General features: G+C 66.7%; 21 protein-coding genes and 1 tRNA gene. 12 read left to right on the plus strand and 10 right to left on the minus strand.

The window, feature by feature from the left end; translation table 11 throughout:
* Positions 1-313: 313 nt before the first annotated feature.
* Together ABCU91_RS12385 and ABCU91_RS12390 are read left to right on the plus strand one after the other, a co-directional pair.
* Positions 314-3,049 carry an ATP-dependent helicase gene (locus ABCU91_RS12385; RefSeq protein WP_413353915.1) on the plus strand — a complete coding sequence of 912 codons (2,736 nt, stop codon included), beginning with the start codon at positions 314-316 and terminating at the stop codon, positions 3,047-3,049.
* 31 nt (positions 3,050-3,080) lie between these two features.
* Positions 3,081-3,398: a hypothetical protein gene (locus tag ABCU91_RS12390; protein ID WP_413353916.1), complete on the plus strand. Its 318-nt coding sequence runs from the start codon at positions 3,081-3,083 to the stop codon at positions 3,396-3,398.
* A 125-nt stretch (positions 3,399-3,523) separates the two neighbouring features.
* Here ABCU91_RS12390 and ABCU91_RS12395 read toward each other — a convergent pair.
* A tRNA-Arg gene (locus tag ABCU91_RS12395) sits at positions 3,524-3,595 on the minus strand.
* Positions 3,596-3,642: 47 nt separating this feature from the next.
* Between ABCU91_RS12395 and ABCU91_RS12400 the strand changes: the two genes are divergently transcribed.
* The gene (locus tag ABCU91_RS12400; RefSeq protein ID WP_413353917.1) at positions 3,643-4,458 is read left to right on the plus strand and encodes an endo alpha-1,4 polygalactosaminidase; all 816 of its coding nucleotides are present in this window, start codon (positions 3,643-3,645) and stop codon (positions 4,456-4,458) included.
* 6 nt (positions 4,459-4,464) lie between these two features.
* On the opposite strand, the gene ABCU91_RS12405 is transcribed toward ABCU91_RS12400, so the two are convergent.
* Positions 4,465-6,594 carry a DUF262 domain-containing protein gene (locus ABCU91_RS12405; RefSeq protein ID WP_413353918.1) on the minus strand — a complete coding sequence of 710 codons (2,130 nt, stop codon included), beginning with the start codon at positions 6,592-6,594 and terminating at the stop codon, positions 4,465-4,467.
* 260 nt (positions 6,595-6,854) lie between these two features.
* Between ABCU91_RS12405 and ABCU91_RS12410 the strand changes: the two genes are divergently transcribed.
* Positions 6,855-7,826, plus strand: coding sequence for a CPBP family intramembrane glutamic endopeptidase (locus ABCU91_RS12410; protein WP_413353919.1), 972 nt, complete (start codon positions 6,855-6,857; stop codon positions 7,824-7,826).
* A 5-nt stretch (positions 7,827-7,831) separates the two neighbouring features.
* Here ABCU91_RS12410 and ABCU91_RS12415 read toward each other — a convergent pair whose 3' ends face one another.
* Together ABCU91_RS12415 and ABCU91_RS12420 are read right to left on the minus strand one after the other, a co-directional pair.
* Positions 7,832-8,068 (minus strand): hypothetical protein, encoded by a 237-nt coding sequence (locus ABCU91_RS12415; protein ID WP_413353920.1) that lies wholly within the window; start codon positions 8,066-8,068, stop codon positions 7,832-7,834.
* Between the two features lie 74 nt (positions 8,069-8,142).
* Positions 8,143-9,090, minus strand: coding sequence for a hypothetical protein (locus ABCU91_RS12420; protein WP_413353921.1), 948 nt, complete (start codon positions 9,088-9,090; stop codon positions 8,143-8,145).
* Between the two features lie 112 nt (positions 9,091-9,202).
* On the opposite strand from ABCU91_RS12420, the gene ABCU91_RS12425 reads away from it, so the two are divergent.
* Positions 9,203-9,601, plus strand: coding sequence for a hypothetical protein (locus ABCU91_RS12425; protein WP_413353922.1), 399 nt, complete (start codon positions 9,203-9,205; stop codon positions 9,599-9,601).
* Positions 9,598-9,885: a transcriptional regulator gene (locus ABCU91_RS12430; RefSeq protein ID WP_413353923.1), complete on the plus strand. Its 288-nt coding sequence runs from the start codon at positions 9,598-9,600 to the stop codon at positions 9,883-9,885. Before ABCU91_RS12425 ends, ABCU91_RS12430 begins: the two co-directional genes overlap by 4 nt.
* 42 nt (positions 9,886-9,927) lie before the next feature.
* Here ABCU91_RS12430 and ABCU91_RS12435 read toward each other — a convergent pair whose 3' ends face one another.
* Positions 9,928-10,482 carry a hypothetical protein gene (locus ABCU91_RS12435; RefSeq protein WP_413353924.1) on the minus strand — a complete coding sequence of 185 codons (555 nt, stop codon included), beginning with the start codon at positions 10,480-10,482 and terminating at the stop codon, positions 9,928-9,930.
* A 191-nt stretch (positions 10,483-10,673) separates the two neighbouring features.
* Between ABCU91_RS12435 and ABCU91_RS12440 the strand changes: the two genes are divergently transcribed.
* From ABCU91_RS12440 to ABCU91_RS12450, 3 genes are read left to right on the plus strand one after another with little or no spacing between them, the layout of a single operon-like run.
* Positions 10,674-11,231: a TetR/AcrR family transcriptional regulator gene (locus ABCU91_RS12440; protein ID WP_413353925.1), complete on the plus strand. Its 558-nt coding sequence runs from the start codon at positions 10,674-10,676 to the stop codon at positions 11,229-11,231.
* Entirely contained in the window at positions 11,228-12,358 is a 1,131-nt protein-coding gene (locus ABCU91_RS12445) for a GDSL-type esterase/lipase family protein (RefSeq protein ID WP_413353926.1), read from the plus strand. The genes ABCU91_RS12440 and ABCU91_RS12445 overlap by 4 nt, the downstream gene beginning before the upstream one ends.
* 31 nt (positions 12,359-12,389) lie before the next feature.
* Positions 12,390-13,211 (plus strand): hypothetical protein, encoded by an 822-nt coding sequence (locus ABCU91_RS12450; RefSeq protein WP_413353927.1) that lies wholly within the window; start codon positions 12,390-12,392, stop codon positions 13,209-13,211.
* A gap of 2 nt (positions 13,212-13,213) precedes the next feature.
* Here ABCU91_RS12450 and ABCU91_RS12455 read toward each other — a convergent pair whose 3' ends face one another.
* The 4 genes from ABCU91_RS12455 to ABCU91_RS12470 are packed head-to-tail and all read right to left on the minus strand — an operon-like array spanning position 13,214 to position 15,123.
* The gene (locus ABCU91_RS12455) at positions 13,214-13,603 is read right to left on the minus strand and encodes a VOC family protein (RefSeq protein ID WP_413353928.1); all 390 of its coding nucleotides are present in this window, start codon (positions 13,601-13,603) and stop codon (positions 13,214-13,216) included.
* Entirely contained in the window at positions 13,600-13,878 is a 279-nt protein-coding gene (locus ABCU91_RS12460) for an ArsR/SmtB family transcription factor (protein WP_091355304.1), read from the minus strand. Before ABCU91_RS12460 ends, ABCU91_RS12455 begins: the two co-directional genes overlap by 4 nt.
* Before the next feature lie 32 nt (positions 13,879-13,910).
* On the minus strand, positions 13,911-14,810 hold the full coding sequence (locus ABCU91_RS12465; RefSeq protein ID WP_413353929.1) for a TolB family protein: 900 nt from the start codon (positions 14,808-14,810) through the stop codon (positions 13,911-13,913).
* A 19-nt stretch (positions 14,811-14,829) separates the two neighbouring features.
* Entirely contained in the window at positions 14,830-15,123 is a 294-nt protein-coding gene (locus ABCU91_RS12470) for a hypothetical protein (RefSeq protein ID WP_406923764.1), read from the minus strand.
* Between ABCU91_RS12470 and ABCU91_RS12475 the strand changes: the two genes are divergently transcribed.
* Positions 15,122-15,484 carry a hypothetical protein gene (locus ABCU91_RS12475; RefSeq protein WP_413353930.1) on the plus strand — a complete coding sequence of 121 codons (363 nt, stop codon included), beginning with the start codon at positions 15,122-15,124 and terminating at the stop codon, positions 15,482-15,484. The genes ABCU91_RS12470 and ABCU91_RS12475 overlap by 2 nt on opposite strands.
* On the opposite strand, the gene ABCU91_RS12480 is transcribed toward ABCU91_RS12475, so the two are convergent.
* Positions 15,444-15,881, minus strand: a complete 438-nt coding sequence (locus ABCU91_RS12480; RefSeq protein ID WP_413353931.1) for a hypothetical protein — start codon at positions 15,879-15,881, stop codon at positions 15,444-15,446. The genes ABCU91_RS12475 and ABCU91_RS12480 overlap by 41 nt on opposite strands.
* Before the next feature lie 127 nt (positions 15,882-16,008).
* Between ABCU91_RS12480 and ABCU91_RS12485 the strand changes: the two genes are divergently transcribed.
* Both ABCU91_RS12485 and ABCU91_RS12490 read left to right on the plus strand, forming a co-directional pair.
* Positions 16,009-16,308 carry a hypothetical protein gene (locus tag ABCU91_RS12485; RefSeq protein ID WP_413353932.1) on the plus strand — a complete coding sequence of 100 codons (300 nt, stop codon included), beginning with the start codon at positions 16,009-16,011 and terminating at the stop codon, positions 16,306-16,308.
* A 116-nt stretch (positions 16,309-16,424) separates the two neighbouring features.
* The gene (locus ABCU91_RS12490; RefSeq protein WP_406923761.1) at positions 16,425-16,706 is read left to right on the plus strand and encodes a HesB/IscA family protein; all 282 of its coding nucleotides are present in this window, start codon (positions 16,425-16,427) and stop codon (positions 16,704-16,706) included.
* The last annotated feature ends 180 nt before the right edge of the window (positions 16,707-16,886 follow it).

Consider the following 16,886-nt stretch of genomic DNA (forward strand, 5'->3'; position numbering starts at 1 on the left):
ACCGACGCCGAGGTCGGCAAACCCGACCTCCGCCGCGAGTGCACGACGAGAGCGACCCGTGATCAGGGGATCCGTGCCGCGGAATCGCTCACACGCAGCGTGAGCAGACGCAGCGACCGCGCTGGACCCGCCACCCGTCGAGATCACTGCCACGTCTTCCCCTGCCGTCACTCCATACGAACGCACCCGTGGGCTCGCATCGCGTCGCCGGCCCGGCGTGTGCAGATCTCGAGTCCTCGTTGCTCTCGATCCTGGTACACACCACCGACATTGAATGAGAAGGCTCTCATCTCTCGCTATCGTGTCAGGCACTGTGACTGATGGCGAATCGTCGATTCCGACGCTAGAAGGAGATGCGGCCGCCGCTGTGGCGCACCGCGGCGGTCACCTCCAGATCATCGCCGCTGCGGGTTCCGGAAAGACCGAGGTCGTCTCCCAGCGGGTCGCGGACCTGATCGCGACGAACGTCGCCCCGCGCGCGATCGTGGCATTCACGTTCACGGAGAAGGCTGCGGCCGAGCTGAAGGAACGGGTTCGGCTGCGCGTCACTGCTCGACTTGGCCCAAGCGCAGGCGACTCCCTCGGCCAGCTGCAAGTGAGCACTATCCACGCGTACTGCTTTCGACTGCTCCAGACCTACGTCCCCCGATACGAGGCGTATTCCCTCATCGATGAGAATCAGCTCGTCGCGCTGATGACGCGTGAGGGAACTCGACTCGGTCTCAAGCAGTTCGGGGGAGGCAAGCTCTTTGCCGGCATCACGACGTTCTTGCGCAGTGTGGACGTTCTTGAGAACGAGTTGATCTCCACCGAGGCGCTGCCCCCGGGCGAGTTCCGCGACGCTGTCACCGCGTACTACGAGACGCTCGACCGGTACCGCGTCCTCACCTTCGGTCAGCAGATTGCGCAGGCCGTCCGGGTACTCGAAGACTCCGCAATTCGCGCATCGGTGACTCGAGATGTCGAGCACCTCATCGTCGACGAGTATCAGGACGTCAATCCCGCCCAAGAACGCTTAATCTCCTTGCTGGCAAAACCGATCGGCAACGCAGATCTGGTGGTTGTGGGCGACGACGATCAGGCGATCTACCAGTGGCGCGGGTCGGCTGTTGCGAACATTGTCTCGTTTGCCGATCGCTATGCCAATGTGACGCAGTTTCGCCTCCTGACCAATCGCCGCTCGCGACCAGACATCGTGCACCTCGCCAATGCCTTTGCCGGCACGATCGAAGGTCGACTCGAGAAGCAAATGCTGCCCCACCGACAGGCACAGGGTCACGGAGTTCGCGTGCTTCCCGCATCTGAGACGGAACCAGACGAGGCCAACGAGATCGTCAGCCAGATTCGCGACCTCGCAAATGCCGGGGTCCCCTACCGCTCAATCGCGGTTTTGGTTCGGGGCCGCAACGCGTACCCCCGTCTGATCGAGGCCTTCGACGCCGCAGGAGTCCCGGTGCAGCCGGGCGGCAGGACTGGGCTCTTCGAGCAACCGATTGCGGATGCACTCGGCGCGATCTACGCGTGGCTCGTCGACTTCGACTGGAAGTTCGCCGGCGAAGACCGGCGCGTCAAGGTCGATCTAGACGCACTGCTGCTGCTGCTCACTCGGACGTTCGCTCTGTCGCGACGATCCCTCAGTCTCGTCCGCGCTCACCTCTTGACGTGGCGGGACCGTGCTGCCGCAACCGCCACGCCCGTAGATCTCATCGGTGACCTCTACCTTCTGCTCGGACTCCTGGGCTTGCGCGAATGGAATCTCGACGATGCCTTGGTCCGCAACCGTCTCGGGACCGTGGCACGATTCGCGCGAGTGCTTGCCGACTTCGAGGCTGTTCATCGTCGGTCCCGTCGTGACCCGAACCAGCCCGGGGAGCAGATCGGCGCCAGCTGGAGCGCGTGGTATTACAAGAACCTCGCGATTCTTCTCGTCAACTACGCTGCCGGCGCATACGACGACTTCGACGGCGAGGAAGACCTCGCAGGCGATGCCGTCGCTTTAGGCACGGTGCATGGCGCCAAGGGTCTCGAGTGGCCCGTCGTGTTCCTCCCGTCCCTCACCAAGCGACGATTCCCGTCGGCGCGTGCAGGAAGGGCTCAGACCTGGCTCGTGCCGCAGGACTTGTTCGACGCCTCTCGGTATGAGGGGTCGGATGCCGACGAGCGTCGCCTGTTCTACGTCGCCGCGACGCGAGCGCGCGATTGGCTTGTTCTTTCGCGCCACAAGCGCATCACGAAGCAGAGCTCAACGGCATCCCCATATTTCGAGCTCGCTCACGAGTTGGCCGGCGAGGGTGGAGCCGCAGAGAACTTCGACGTCACCGCGATCGAGTCCCCCGACCTGCAGGTGAGCTATAGCGACCTCGCGGCCTACATCGGTTGTGGACGGTCGTACCTGCTGAGATCGCGGTTAGGGTTCCTGCCTCCTGTTCGCGACGAGCTCGGTTACGGGAACGCCGTGCACCACGTCATGCGTGTGCTCGCTGAGCGCACCCGCGAAGTGGGGTCGCTGCCGTCGGCGAAAGCAATCGACGATCTCATCGACGACGACTTTTTCCTACCGTTTGCGAACAAGCCAGCGCACCGGCAGATGAAGCAACGCGCTCGTGCGCTGGTGCAGACGTACCTCGATGATCACCCTGAGGAGTTTTTGCGCACGTGGGCGACCGAGCGTCCTTTCGAGCTTTACCTCGACGGCGTCGTCGTGTCTGGCCGTGCGGATGTCGTCTACGACGATCACGATGGAGTCCCGGAGAATCTCGCCATCGTGGACTACAAGACAGCAACTGGCCCCGAGATCGAGCCGTTGCAGCTTCAGGTGTATACCGATGCCGGTAGGCGCGAGGGACTAACGGTCTCCGCGGCCTTCGTGCACGACCTCGGAAAGGCCACGCGCCATTCGGTGGATGTGAGTACACCCGCAGTCTCCGCCGCCGAGGCTGATGTTCGTGCGGCGGCCCGGGGCCTGCAAGGCATGTCGTTCATCGCCAGGCCGTCGAAGCAGAAGTGCGCGCATTGCGATGTGCGCTTGCTCTGCCGCGACGCAGTGTAGACACCGAGATTTCGGAGGCGACACATAACACATGACTGACCAGCTGTTCTCATTTGGCAGCGATGCCGTTCACGACGCCCGCCCGGCGCAAGTGATGATGATGTCCGCCGAGCAACGCGCGACAATTCGCGCACTCTTTGAGGAGCTCGGTATCGCCGGCGCTAAGAGTCAGTTTGCCATCGTCGGAGAGCTAACAGGGACGACTATCGGCTCTGTGAGCGAGCTGACTGCGAGTTCGGCCGCGAGGGTCATCAACGGCCTCCATTCGCGTATCGACGCTATAGGCCAATCGCGCACGGGGAACGCGTGGGTCGACCGAGAGGAAGACACCTGGATTGACCGGCTATGACGCGTCGTCGTCCCGAATGCCTCGTCGATAAACCTGAACATGGCTCAACAACGCGGAAAGCGGACATCGTAGGCGGACGGCGAGATCTACTCACGAAAGAAATGCGAAGTCAGTCTTAGAAATTGTGCCCCTGGAGGGACTCGAACCCCCAACCGTTTCCTTAGGACGGAACTGCTCTTCCATTGAGCTACAGAGGCTGGCCCGTCGAGTCTACCGATCCCCCGGCGTCCGGTAGGTTCGCGACATGACCGTCCGGCGCGCACTCCCGCTGCTCGCCGCGATCGCGCTACTGCTCACCGGATGCGCCAGCCAATCGCTACCGCCTCACGACCCACCCGCTGGACCACAGCTCCCGCCCGCCGCAGGTCGACTCGACTACCAGCTCGGCGGCGCCTACGACCCGCCCGACGGCGTCGACATCGTCGTACGCGACCGGGCCGCGGCATCCGTCAACGACCTCTACTCCGTCTGTTACGTCAACGGCTTCCAGACGCAGCCCGGCGAGCTCGATGCCTGGCCCGACGAGATCCTGCTTCGCGATGACGACGGCGAGCCGGTCATCGACCCGGACTGGCCGGACGAGGTCATCCTCGACACCCGCAAGGCGGACGAGATCGCGAAGATCGTCGGGCCGTGGATCCGCGACTGCGCGTCCGACGGGTTCGACGCGGTCGAGTTCGACAACCTCGACACCTATACCCGCACCGACGGCGCCCTCACCCGCGACGACGCACTCGACCTCGCGACCTTGCTCGTCGACACCGCCCACGACGTCGGACTCGCGGCCGGGCAGAAGAACGCCGCCGAGGACGCCTCGCTCCTCCACTCCCGCGCCGGCTTCAACTTCGCCGTCGTCGAGGAGTGCGCCGCCTACGAGGAGTGCTCCGCCTACACCGAGGTCTACGGCGAACACGTCCTCGCCATCGAGTACACCGACAACCTCCCCCGCCCGTGGGACGAGGTCTGCGCCGATCCGGAGACAACGGCATCCGTTGTTCTCCGGGACCGGGACCTCGTCACGCCGGATGACCCGGCGTACGTGTTCGAGACCTGCAAGTGACGTGGCTCACTCCTCCGACACGCTGGCGAGGAACCGTTCACGGAGCGTGTTGAGGGTCTCGCCGTCGTGCGTCCGCCAGAAGTACCAGGCGTTGCCGCTCTGCCCCTGACGCACGACCCGTGCAGCCCCCGCGGGGTCGGTGTAGCGCTTCCCCTCGTACTCAACCTGCCCTCCAGCGAGCACCTCGCAGCGAGCATCGGGCCACCGTTCGTCAGTGCAGACCAAGGTGGTCCCGACCTCGAGCAGCCCAGCATCGACGAGTTGCGCATAAGTGACGGTCGCGCGCGATACGCGAGAGGCACGGTCCACGACCTTGCCGAGGTGTCCCGCCGGAACGGGCCACGTCTCGAGCAGGGCTCGGGTGAGTTCGGACGTGCGCTCATCGATCGCCTGCTCGTCCCACCCCTCCACTGCTCGGTCGAGGATCGTCCGGTTGATGAGTAGGACGTCGTGGCGATGCAGCTCGGCACGCTTGCCCTTGTCGCCCAGCCACGCGCTGTTCGACACGGACGCGTTCAAGGACGCCGTCAGCAGCGTCAGATTGCCCAGGCGATGGACGTGCGCGTCACGATCCGCCTCGGCGGCGATGCCCTCCACCGGCCAGTTCGTGCGCCACCCGCGCGGAAGGATGTGCTCGACCTGCTGCTTGCCGCGGTGAACCCGCGCACCCGCCTTCGACGGCTTGACGTCCGTGTACCCCCGATACCAGTCCTCGACGGCTTGCAGCAGCATCCGTTGCATCGGTTGTGAGAACCGCCGATAGAACGGCTCCGTCGCGAGCGACCGCGAGATCTCCTCATCGCCTGGCCAATACGTACTGGCGGACTGAAGCCCGGTGAGGAACGTCTCGACGACTCGAACGACGTCTGAGTCCGGTGCCGCCCGTCCCGCGGCGATGAGATCGGCCGCGACGCGACCGAGGTCAGCGCTCTGCAAACGGAGAAGACGTCGCCGAACGATCCAGCTCTCCACCATGGAGACGACCGCGGCCGCGTCGGCGGAACTGATGCCGGTCCCCGGCTCCGTCAGCCACAGGACGATCGGCTTCGTGATCTCGACCTGCGCGACGGCCATCCGATGGAAGTGCAGTTCGATGCGATCCAGATCCGTGTGGGCATCGCCGGCACGCTTCGTCAGTCCTTCGTACGTCGCCGCCTGCTCGCTGATCACACGGAGCAGATCGATCATCGACCCCTCGTTCTCGTGCTCGACGAAGAACTTGAACCGTGTGAAGGTCGACCGTGGGCTGATCTCCTTGCCGATGCGGGAGACGAGCCACTGACTCAGGAAGACGGCGCTGCGGGTCGTCGTGTAACGCCCAACGCTCACCTCGCTCTCCCAGAACGGCGTTTCGAACGGCCATGCTTCGCGGTACGCCGCGTGCTCATCCTCGCCTTCCTGCCGGAGCCTCTGGAAGACGAAGTTCTTGATCAGGTCCGCCGCGGTGAGCGGCGTGCCGCGCGCGTTGAGCGTTTCGAAGATCTCTTGCGAGTCCTCCGCTGCGGTCAGCTGGATGACCACCAGCTCGAGCGCCCCCTGGAGGGCCTCACGCAGAGCTTCGGCCCTCGCCGCGGTCGACTGCGGATCCTCATCGAGCCACGACACGATGCGGTCGTGGAAGAACTCGTGCGCCCTGACGATCAGCGAGTCACGATTCTTCAGGCTGCTGTGATCGACCGGCGCCGCTGCCAGCATCACCTCTTCGAACGCGGCACGATCCCGATTGACGTGCCGCAACTTGAGACCGGATTCACCCTCGCGGACGAACATCGCAGTGTTGTGGGTCAGAAACTCCAGCTGCGCCGCATGGGCGTCGAGATCACGAGCGGCGAAGGCCGCACCTGCGGCATCCAACACAAGCTGCAGCGTGGTGAGCCGCTGTTGTCCGTCGACGATGAAGAACTCCTGCACCCCGGTGGGGCGACCCTCCGCCTGTTGCGTGACGACGGCGCCGAGGAAGTGGCTGGCCGACGCGCCCGGCGTCACCATGCGATGCTCCGCGATTCGACGGATGTCGGACCACAACGGCCCCCACTGTTCGTCTTCGGTCCACACGTACGGCCGCTGATACAACGGCACCGTGAGGTGCTGCGGCATGCCGAAGATGCCCTGCGGCGTGGTGACGTCCGTCTTCATCGAGGTTCGCCCTTCGTTCGAGATCGCGGGGCTCTTCGCTCGCGCACGGAGCACGTATGTCGGCAGCGTCGACCCCCTTCGTATCGTGCCAGACACTTGAGCTTCTGACGGGCCGGTCCATACAGCCGCGAGCCCAGCGCCGCTACGTTGGAAGCGGCTCCACCGCCACGCAGCATCGTCATGAGCAAGGCGACATCTCGATCGCGCCGCACCCTGACCACACCGGCGGAAGCACCTCGCCACCAGGAGGCCACCTCACCATGAGCACGGACCCCACACCCGCGGCATCCACTCCCCCCACTTCGGACACACGCGGAACCACCGCCATCCCGTGGATCGCGGTCATCGCGTTCACCGTTCTCGCGTGCGGACTCGCGTGGCTCGTCACGCTCCCCCTCTGGACGGGCGAGGGCCTCGCCACACCGATCGCGCCGCTGATCCTGCCGGTGATGATGTTCACGCCGACCGTCGCCGCGCTCATCGTCACCCTGTTCTTGCGCCGCACCGCCGGACGCCGCGCGTGGCGCATGCTCGCCCTCGTCCCGATCAAGCCCCTCGGCCGCTTCTTCGGTCTGCTCGGCATCGGGCTGGGCATCGCCGTACTCGTGCCGGTGCTCGCCACGTTCATCGCCGCCGCGACCGGAGCGCTCCATCTCGACCTCGTGAACTTCTCGGGCTTCGCCGCGGCCCTCCAGGCTCAGCTCGACGCGGCCGGAACGCCAAACATCGCAGTCCCCGTCGGGGTGCTCGTCATCACCCAGCTCGTCTTCATCCCCGTTGGTGCGGTGATCAACTCGTTCCTCGCGTTCGGCGAAGAGCTCGGCTGGCGCGGCTGGCTGCTCTCCGCACTCCGCCCCCTCGGCACCTGGCCGGCTCTGCTCATCACCGGCGCCATCTGGGGCCTTTGGCACGCGCCGATCATCCTGCTCGGCTACAACTTCGCCGAGCCCAACCTGTTCGGGCTCGCCCTCATGGTGATGGGATGCCTCAGCTTCGGCATCCTGCTCGGCTGGCTGCGCCTGCGATCCGGCAACGTATGGCCCGCCGTCCTCGGACACGGCGCGTTCAACGCCGCCGCTGGCTTCGCGTTCCTCGTCTCGACGCCCGACCTGCAGCCCCTCGCCGCGTCACCGCTCAGCTGGCCGGGCTGGCTCGCCTGCGCGGCCGTCATCCTGGTGCTGCTGGCGCTCGGCCAGTTCAAGAAGTCGCGACTGCCGCAGACCGGCGCCTGACGCGCTCAGGCGTCGTGCGACGATCCGGTCGGCGGCTCGTCGCCCCTGGGTTTAGCACCCCAGCCGGTTTCGCGGCGCAGCTGTACGAAGCCGGCGAAGATCAGCACCAGCGCCACGAGGATAAAGGGCACCCGCACCCACGCATCCAGGCCCGGGAACAGCAGGTTCGGGAGCGCACCCGCGAAGGTCGCGCCGATGAAGTACCACACCGCTACCGGGGTCTCATTCTTCGGTTCCGTCATCGCGTGCTCCTTTCGTCCTCATCGACGGTAAGCCGCAGGCGCTGCGGCACGCCTCCCTCTCGCGGCGGAGATCGCTACTCGGCGAGCCGCTGTTCGGTCTCAGCGATGCGCTCCCGGCGCCACGCCGACGACGACACGTGCAGGTCACTGATGGATGCCTGGAACACCTCGCGAGCTCCCGCCGTGTCCACCCCGAGCAGCGCCTCGATCGCGGCGAGCGCCTCATCCTCGGTCGCCGTGTCGTCGATGGCGGCGGCGATGTCGGAGAGGCGCGACGCGGCATCCAGCAGCACCCGCTGTCGACGAAGGTCCTGTTCCAAGGCTCGCCGGTGGCGGTCACTGTCCCGCGAGCGATCCGCCATCCGGGCCACCTCGATCGTCTGCGCCGACACCTCGATCCGGAGCGGCTCGCTCCGCACCATCAGCGGCACGAGGAGCGCGTGGAGGGCGTGTGCGCCGGGCGTCAGCGTCGCCCAGGCCGACTCTGCGATCTGCACCGGCACGCGCGCGTATTCGCCCGGGTCGAGAGGGACCGCGCGCGGCCCACTCATCGTGGCCCAGCCGATGTAGGCCTCGTCTTCGCCCACCGGGGCCACTGTGCCGACGACGGAGAAAGAGTCCCCATCCGGCTCCCACCGCGCGTCACCGGTGTTCACGATGTCGACGGCGAACGCGTCCGGGCCCGAGTCCGGCGGGACTGCGGCCGGCCACCGCAATGTGAGCCCGCGACGCTGCTCTGCGAGGCTCGCGCGCAGCGGTTCCGGTTTGTCGAGGAACCACACCTCGTCGCCCGGGCCTATCGAGGCGAGGTGCCACAGCCGCCGTTCGGCGTCAAGCGGGGCACCGATCTCGACGGCCTGACTGCGTTCCTTGAGCACGCGCCAGCCGTTCGGCTGCGGCACGGAGAAGGGCTCGCCGCCGTGGCGGGCCACCAAATCCGCGAACGGCTCACCCTCCCCGGCGAGGGCTGCGGGGTCGATCGCCTGACCGTGCAGGCGCGGGAACTCGTCGCCCGGGTTCATGCGACCATGCTTCCACGGACGGTTTCGCAGGCGGGCGACATCCTGCATCACTTGCGTATTTGCAAGTAGTTGCTACTGTGATTGGAGGCCGTTCACCATTGAGGAGAACCACATGGATGACACACGACCCGCGACGCCCGCAGATCTGCCCGCGCGACCCGCTTGGTCATGGACAGCTTCCGAGGTCACATCGATCATCGGCATCCCTCTGATCACCTACGTCGGCGGCGTCGCTGCTTCAGGAGGATCCGTGCCCGGGTTCATCCTGGTTTGCTTCGCAGCGATTGGCATGGTTACTTTCCAGGCCTTGCGGGTAACTCGACGCAATCAGCCACGCACCCCCCGCTACACGAATGCCTTGGCTGTTGCGGTCGCGGTCATCTCGATTGTGACCGGCTGGAACCTTTTACAGTTCACTCCGAGTTCGGCGCTTTCGACGTGGCTCGGGCCCGCTGTTCCCGTGATCCTCTTCCTTACTCTGGTCGCTCTCATCCGATGGGGGCGGCGATGAGTGACGTCGCAACAGAACGAGAACTGCTCGTCCTTCCGCGCTTCAAAGTCCTTGGCTTTCTGTGCCAGGTTGACGAATCCGACTACCGGTCTTTGGAAAAGTTCACAGGGCTTACCACTCCCGATATCTCCAAGGCCGTTGGGTTTCTCGACGACCGCGGACTCGTTGAGGTGCGGAAGGAAAGAAGCGGGCGATATTCACAGACGATCGTGCGCGCGACCGGCGACGGCGTGAAGGCCTTTCGATCCCTGCTCGACGGGCTCCGAAAGTATGGGCTGCCCTAGACGCAGCACCGCGCAGCGGAGCCCGCCGGCAGGATCCACCGACTAGTTATTGAAGAACGAGCACTGCACTGCGCCCGCTGCCAAGCTCCCGACGATCCCGACAACGCCGCCGGTGAATCCGCTGCGGACGAGTCTCGGCAGAAGCTTCTCGGCCAGCTCGTCCCACTTCTGCTCCCTGATCAGCTCGGCGTACGCCCCCGTAGCCACACCGCTGATCAATCCAATGACACTGTTCTGCACCATGCAGTCCACGAATGAATTCGCCGAAGCCGCTGCAACGCGAGACGCCGGACCGGCACCAAGGCCGCGAGCAGCCTCAACCTGACGCGTCAGCTCAGCAGCCTCCTTCTCGCCGAGTAGCTCCACAGCGCGATCCTCGTCATAAGACACGAGGCGTCCCGACTCGTCGAGCACGACCACCTCCGTAAATACGGTCTCGAGCGCTCCCGCCAGCTGCTTGGGAGAAGCAGCACCTGCAGATTCATTCACGATGTGGGACTCGGCGGTTGGTGCCGCGTACGCGGCGCCCGGTCCCATCAACGCCAGCGCCAATCCTCCGGCGACCGTGACGGTAAGACTCTTCATCCTGAATGACATTGCAATCCTCTTCTCGTCTCGATAACTGTTCTGACGCTTACCGGCCTAGCCAATCTCCAGCCGACAGCAGCTCCACGATAAAAAATCCGTTGGAGATGATCACCCCTTCGCACGGAAGATGAACGTTCTCTCACACAGGACCATCCGCGGGGGCGGATGGGCAAAACCTAAAGGGTGTAGGTTAACTCCTCGTGCCCCGCGCGAACCTCTCCCCCGACGCTCTCACCCGAGCGGCGCTCGATCTCATCGACGCCGACGGGCCCGACGCGCTCTCCATGTCGGCGCTCGCCCGCCGCGTCGGCGTGCAGACCGCCAGCCTCTACGCGCACGTCCGCGACCTCGCCGCACTCCGCAGCGCCGTCCAGGCCGCCGTCTTCCACGAGCTCGCCGACGCCATCGGCGACTCTCCCTCGCTCCGCGACCTCGCCAACGCGCAGCGCTCCTACGCCTTCGCGCACCCGGCACGCTGGGCGATGATTTCGCAGCCGGTCGAGCGCAACGAGGTCACCGGGCCGGCGGCATCCCGCATCTCGGCGCTCGTCGTCGGCTCACTCGATGACTACGCCCTGCCCGAGAGCGAGACCATCCACGCGGTGCGCTTCGCGAGCGCCACCATCGCGGGCTACCTCGCCCTCGAATCCGCTTCATCCTTCGCCCACCGCGACGAGACCACCGACACCTCCTGGAACCGCGCCATCGACGCCCTCGACCGCGCCCTCCGCACCTGGACTCCGAAGGACCCCGCATGATCGACATCGCCCTCGACACCACCACCGTCCGCGGACTCGCCGAACTCGAACCCACCGGCCGCGGCCTGCGCCTCCACCGCCTGCCCGCCTGGGTCCGCACCCAGTACCCCGAGCCGCAGCTGCTCGGCGTCGAGGCGCAGCCCGCGGGCGCGCGCATCGCGGTGCGGACCGCGGCATCCCGGCTCGAGCTCGACCTCCGCTCGACGCGCGCGACCCTCCGCGGACTCTCCCGCCCGAGCGGACGCGTCGACGTCCGCATCGACAGCGCCCTGCATGACAGCGTCGAGCTCGACGGCGGCGACACCGTCGACACCGACCCGGCCACCGGCATCCGTCAGCTGATCGAAGGACCCGACCAACGCATCACGGTCGATGGGCTCGACCCGCGCGACAAGCTCATCGAGCTCTGGCTGCCGCACAACGAGACCATCGAGCTGGTCGCGCTGCGCGCCGACGCCCCCGCCTCGCCCGACACGACCACGCGCCCGCGCTGGGTGCACCACGGCAGCTCGATCAGTCAGGGCTCCAACGCGACCCAGCCGAGCGCCACCTGGGTCTCGCTCGCCGCGCGCCGTGTCGGACTCGACCTCCGCAACCTCGGCGTCGGCGGCAGCGCGCAGGTCGACCCGTTCATGGCGCGAGTCATCCGCGACACCCCCGCCGACGTCATCAGCGTTGCGCTCGGCATCAACGTCGTCAACGCCGACGCGATGCGGCTGCGCGCGTTCGTTCCCGCGGTGCACGGCTTCCTCGACACGATCCGCGACGGCCACCCCGACACTCCGCTGCACCTCATCACGCCGATCTGGTGCGGCATCCACGAGCAGACGCCCGGCCCCGGCACCATCGACCCCGAGTCGTTCGCCACCGGCACGCTGCTCTTCGGCGCGGCCGGCACGCCCGGCGACACCGCCGGCGGGCGCCTCACCCTCGAGGTCATCCGCGACGCCCTCGCCGATGTGTTCGCGCACCGCGACGACCCGAATCTGCATCTCGTCGACGGCCTCGCCCTCTACGGCGAAGCGGATGCCGCGACTCACCCGCTCCCCGACCGGCTCCACCCGAGCCCCGAGGCGCACCGCCTCATCGGCGAGCGCTTCGCGGCGGGCGTTCTTCGAATCGTTTGAGTATCGACCCGCCGGCCGATAACGTGCGGGGATGAGCGCCGCGCAGAAGAGGATCGTCCGACGCGCGGCATCCGCTCGTACGGCCATCGCCGTCCTCGGAATTCTCGCCGCCGCCCTCGCAGGATGCACGGTCGACACGTCGGAACGATCCGCAGAAACCACAGCCGCGCCGTCTCGACCCCAGGCATCGAGCGAGGCGGACGCAGAGCAACAAGCGGCCGGCGAGGCGTGCGCGTCGTCGCCGGAACGAGCCGATACCGGCCACCGCGACGGCGCGGACGGAGCCGTCTACGAGCGCGACGATGACGGACTCGCGGCCGTCTACGTGTTGGCCGAGAACGACACTCTGAGCGGGATCGCCGATCGGTTCTGCCTTGACCTCGAGAAGCTGTACGAGATCTACGACCCGAACATCACTCTGTTCGCCGGCGAACACATCGCTCTCCGGGAGGAGTTTTACGCCGACGCCCGCCGAGCCTCGGGCTACATCTTCCCCGCCTGCCCTCACGACGCGACCGGCTATCCGACGGTCGCCTCGATCAGCTGGGAGCCGGTGAGCGAGGACTCGCCCATGTCCAGGGCGAATGTCTCGGGGCAACCGGCCGACACCGGCTCCGCCTACGGCGCGAAGGGCACCACCCGAACGGAGGCCGACGGCACCCTCATCGACTACACCGTCGCCCCGAACGACAACTGGCGCAGCATCCGCGACCGCTTCTGCTTCGACCTCTATTACATGTCGTCGCTGACCGGCCAGTGGGCCGACGAACCTCCGGTCATCCACCCCGGTGACGTCATCCCGTTGCAGCCGAAGTACCTCGAGATCGACACCGGCAGCCCCCCCACCGAGTGATCTCAGCCCTTCACCGCGGCGATCTGCAGCAGATTTCCCACCGTGTCACTGAGCACAGCGGTCGTCACCGGCCCGTGGTCGATCGGCGGCTGCGTGAAGTCCACCCCGAGCCCCCGCAGCCGCTCGTACTCGGCCTGGACGTCGTCGACACCCAGGACGAAGAACGGGATGCCGTCCTCGAGCAGCGCCTCGGTGAACGGCGGCACCGCGGGGTGAGCTTTCGGCTCGAGCGACAGCTGGGTACCCTCGGGCGACGCGGGGTCGACGACCGTCAGCCACCGGAACTCGCCCATCGGAACGTCGGCGGCCACGGTGAAGCCGAGCTTCTCGGTGTAGAACTCGAGCGCGCGCTGCTGGTCGTCGACGAACACGCTCACGGTCTGGATCTTCATGACTCTCCTTCGGGAAGGGGCCAGCGCTCCGAGATCTGAGCGAGCGGCCGGGTGTCGATCGTGTGGAACTTGAACTTGCCGCGACGCTCACTGTGCACGAGGCCCGCCTCTTCGAGGACCGCCAGATGTTGCGACACCGCCTGCCGCGAATGCGTCACGCCGCGATCGGCCAGCCGCACGCACAGCTCGAACAGCGTCTGCCCGTCGCGCTCGGCGAGGTCGTCGAGGATCATCCGACGCGTCTCGTCGGCGAGAGCCTTGAACACATCGCCCATGCCGCGAGTATAGGCAAGCGGTTACTTGCCTATCAAGACCCCACCGGATAGTCGACGTACGCGAACCTCGACCCGTCCGAGGTCCAGCTGTTCACGTTGATCGTGCCTTGACCGCCGAACACCGTCGCGACGGTCTCGGGGTGCCGCCAGCGCCCGCTCCGCACGAGCCGCAACTCGACCTCGAGGTCGGCCGGGTGCCCATGCGTGCCCGGCGGGAAGCTGATGTATACCGCGTCACGCCCGGTCGGCGACGGGTGCGGGAACCAGTTCACACGATCGTCGAACGTCAGCTGCTCGAGTCCGGAACGGTCACGCCGCATCCGCGCGATCTGCGCGTGACCCGCGGCATCCGAGAACTCCTCCGTGTTCAGATAGATCCACGATCCCCCCGGCGACCACTCGCTGCCGTCGGCGACCTGCCCTGACGTCAGCGGCGCATCCTCCGACCCGTCGATGCGAGCGGTCCGCAGATCCGCCGACGTCACCTCGCCGTCATCGATCGACAGAGCGGTGTACGCGATCCATGCGGCATCCGGGCTCACCCCGTGCAGGAAGTGCATGAACGGGTCGTCCGGATCCGTGATCCGCGTGCCCTCTCCCCCGGTCCGCGGCGCCCGATAGATCTGCCCGTCGTTCGCCGACAGCAGGATGTCGGCGGTCCCCGGCACGAGCACATGGTCGTTGTTGATGGGCGGGATGCCGGTGAACGGCACCTCCGCGATGTCGGCACCCGCGGCATCCGCGTCCAATAGCCACAGCTTGCCCGCACCGTTCAGGAGCAGCCCCTCCGGCGCCCAGTTCGGCGCCTCGAGCAGCACCGCGTCGGTCTCGAACACGACCCGGTCCGTCCCAGTCACGACGTCGTAGACGTGGACGCGGCAACGCTGCCCGTCGAGAGCGAAGTCGCGCGGCGGGTACACGGTGATGGCCATGCCTCACCGTATCGGCACGTCAGTGGTCGGCGTCGAAGCCCTCGTTCTGCGTCCGCATCTGCTGTATGTGCGCCTTGGTCAGCTGATCCTTCGGCGTCCCCTGCGTCAGCGACCAATCGGGGTTGCTCTCGGACCCGCCGAGGACGCACTCCTGGTAGTACTGACCGAACTCGTTCTCGGCGAGGATCGTGACGTACCAGCGCGGCGAGACCGACCGCTCGTAGACGGTCGGCTGACCGACCTGCGTGTCACCCGCGCTCTGGCCGGTGCGGTGCTCCTTGGCGCACAGTGTCCCCGCCTGGCCTGCGGTCATGCCGGCGGCGTCCGGGTCCGTGCTGGTCGGCGGCTCGACGGGACGCGTCGCGGGCGGCGCGACGGGAGTCGGAGTCGGGCTGTCGCTCGGGGTCGGTGTCGGGCTGGGCGTCGGGCTCGGCGACGACGCGCTCGGCGACGGCGACGCGATCGTCGGCGTCGGGGACGGCTCCGGAGCGCAGCCGGCCAGCATCAGCGCCGCGATCGCCAGCGCGCCCGCGCTCGCAGTCGCTGCTCGCATCGTCATCCGCCCCACGGCAGCCTCCCTTGATCGACGGTTCAGTGTCTCATCCGACGATGCCGACCCGCGGCATCCGACGATCACACGTCCTCAGGCGTCTGGCCTTCTTCCGTCGCGTTGAACCAGCCCAGCCAGCCGGCGTCGGTCTTCACGACCTCGTACGGACCGCACGCGAAGACGGTCGTCGGCAGCGGCTCACCGAGGCTGCCGTAGCGACTGTCGAAAGGCAGACCGCGACGGTCCATCTCGGGGCAGCCCTCGAGTTCGCCGCCCTCCACGGCGATGACCGCGTTCGTCTCATTGTTCGTGGCGGTGTTCTTGATGCTCGTGGCGCCTGCGGGGATCCACGTCGGCATCGCGACGCCTACCCAGTCCTTCGCGGCGGTGGCGCGGTCGGCGAAGCCCTCGGAGTGCACCTTCTCGACGGCGTCCATCGGATTGCAGGCGGCGAGCGCGAGGACCAGGAGCGGAGCGACGAGGCCGGCGGCGGCAGCGAGACGAAGACGAGTGTGGGTCATGAGTCGAGTCAAGCCGGACGGCCCCGCGCGCGAATCGGCCCGCGTGATGATCCGGTGTACGCCGCGGGGATGATGTCTGACCGGAACGCTAGGTTGGGGGGAATCACATCGACCGGGGGGGCAGATGATGAGCTCGACGACCAAGAGCTACGTGGCGACGGTGAAGTCGATCAGTCCGGCCAGCACGGTCGCGCTGGTGAGCGCGATCATCGGGTTCTGGTCGATCTACCTCCCCCTCGGAATCCTCCTCGCATGGCCCGCACAGGCCATCGCCTTCATTCTCGGCTTCATCGAACTGGCCCGACGTCGCGCTGACAAGCGTCCCGCGATTGTCGCGATCATCGTCGCCGGCGTCGGGGCTATGTTGAGCATCGTCATGCTCGTGGTCATGTTCTTGAATTCGTTCAACAGGTTCTACAACGCGTAAGCATGAACCTCCGTAAGCCGTGTGAGTGCGCGGCAATGGTGTGTCAGCGGTTGCGGCGGCATCCAATTCTCGGCATCGTTGCCCGCTCACGCCCGCAATCCACGGAAGGGAGCACCATGCTCACTCTCACCGAGAACGCCAGCACCGCCGTCAAGAGCCTCTCCTCGCAGATCCCCACCGAGACCGGTGGCCTTCGGATCGCCGAGGCCGCAGACCCGCAGAACGGGTACGCACTGTCCCTCGCCCCCGCTCCCACCGACGGCGACACCGTCGTCGAAAGCGACGGAGCCCGCGTCTTCGTGGACCCCGCAGCGACCGTCGCCCTTGGTGACCGGATCCTCGACGCCCGCCTCGAAGAGGACGGATCGGTCGGCTTCGCCCTCGCGCAGGCCGTCTGACACAGATGTTTGACGAAAGCCCCGGACCTGTCCGGTTCGGGGCTTTCGTGCGTGCGGGGTGGCCGTTGGCGGCGTTCCAGCCCCGGCATCCCGCGTCGAATCACCACCCGGCTGCCGAATCACCAGCGGAATGCACGCACGCGAGTGGTGACTCGGCACGCGAGTGGTGATTCGGCCGCA

The organism is Microbacterium phoenicis (assembly GCF_047302325.1).
Classification (GTDB): Bacteria; Actinomycetota; Actinomycetes; order Actinomycetales; family Microbacteriaceae; genus Microbacterium.

Bases quoted from the DNA above. Each gene is read 5' to 3' on its own strand.
- ABCU91_RS12400 (WP_413353917.1), top strand. From the start codon at position 3,643: ATGACCGTCCGGCGCGCACTCCCGCTGCTCGCCGCGATCGCGCTACTG.
- ABCU91_RS12490 (WP_406923761.1), top strand. From the start codon at position 16,425: ATGCTCACTCTCACCGAGAACGCCAGCACCGCCGTCAAGAGCCTCTCC.
- ABCU91_RS12480 (WP_413353931.1), bottom strand. From the start codon at position 15,881: ATGACCCACACTCGTCTTCGTCTCGCTGCCGCCGCCGGCCTCGTCGCT.
- ABCU91_RS12460 (WP_091355304.1), bottom strand. From the start codon at position 13,878: ATGGGCGATGTGTTCAAGGCTCTCGCCGACGAGACGCGTCGGATGATC.
- ABCU91_RS12445 (WP_413353926.1), top strand. From the start codon at position 11,228: ATGATCGACATCGCCCTCGACACCACCACCGTCCGCGGACTCGCCGAA.
- ABCU91_RS12390 (WP_413353916.1), top strand. From the start codon at position 3,081: ATGACTGACCAGCTGTTCTCATTTGGCAGCGATGCCGTTCACGACGCC.
- ABCU91_RS12465 (WP_413353929.1), bottom strand. From the start codon at position 14,810: ATGGCCATCACCGTGTACCCGCCGCGCGACTTCGCTCTCGACGGGCAG.
- ABCU91_RS12485 (WP_413353932.1), top strand. From the start codon at position 16,009: ATGAGCTCGACGACCAAGAGCTACGTGGCGACGGTGAAGTCGATCAGT.
- ABCU91_RS12450 (WP_413353927.1), top strand. From the start codon at position 12,390: ATGAGCGCCGCGCAGAAGAGGATCGTCCGACGCGCGGCATCCGCTCGT.
- ABCU91_RS12430 (WP_413353923.1), top strand. From the start codon at position 9,598: ATGAGTGACGTCGCAACAGAACGAGAACTGCTCGTCCTTCCGCGCTTC.
- ABCU91_RS12435 (WP_413353924.1), bottom strand. From the start codon at position 10,482: ATGTCATTCAGGATGAAGAGTCTTACCGTCACGGTCGCCGGAGGATTG.
- ABCU91_RS12405 (WP_413353918.1), bottom strand. From the start codon at position 6,594: ATGAAGACGGACGTCACCACGCCGCAGGGCATCTTCGGCATGCCGCAG.
- ABCU91_RS12470 (WP_406923764.1), bottom strand. From the start codon at position 15,123: ATGACCGCAGGCCAGGCGGGGACACTGTGCGCCAAGGAGCACCGCACC.
- ABCU91_RS12455 (WP_413353928.1), bottom strand. From the start codon at position 13,603: ATGAAGATCCAGACCGTGAGCGTGTTCGTCGACGACCAGCAGCGCGCG.
- ABCU91_RS12475 (WP_413353930.1), top strand. From the start codon at position 15,122: ATGCCGGCGGCGTCCGGGTCCGTGCTGGTCGGCGGCTCGACGGGACGC.
- ABCU91_RS12420 (WP_413353921.1), bottom strand. From the start codon at position 9,090: ATGAACCCGGGCGACGAGTTCCCGCGCCTGCACGGTCAGGCGATCGAC.
- ABCU91_RS12415 (WP_413353920.1), bottom strand. From the start codon at position 8,068: ATGACGGAACCGAAGAATGAGACCCCGGTAGCGGTGTGGTACTTCATC.
- ABCU91_RS12425 (WP_413353922.1), top strand. From the start codon at position 9,203: ATGGATGACACACGACCCGCGACGCCCGCAGATCTGCCCGCGCGACCC.
- ABCU91_RS12410 (WP_413353919.1), top strand. From the start codon at position 6,855: ATGAGCACGGACCCCACACCCGCGGCATCCACTCCCCCCACTTCGGAC.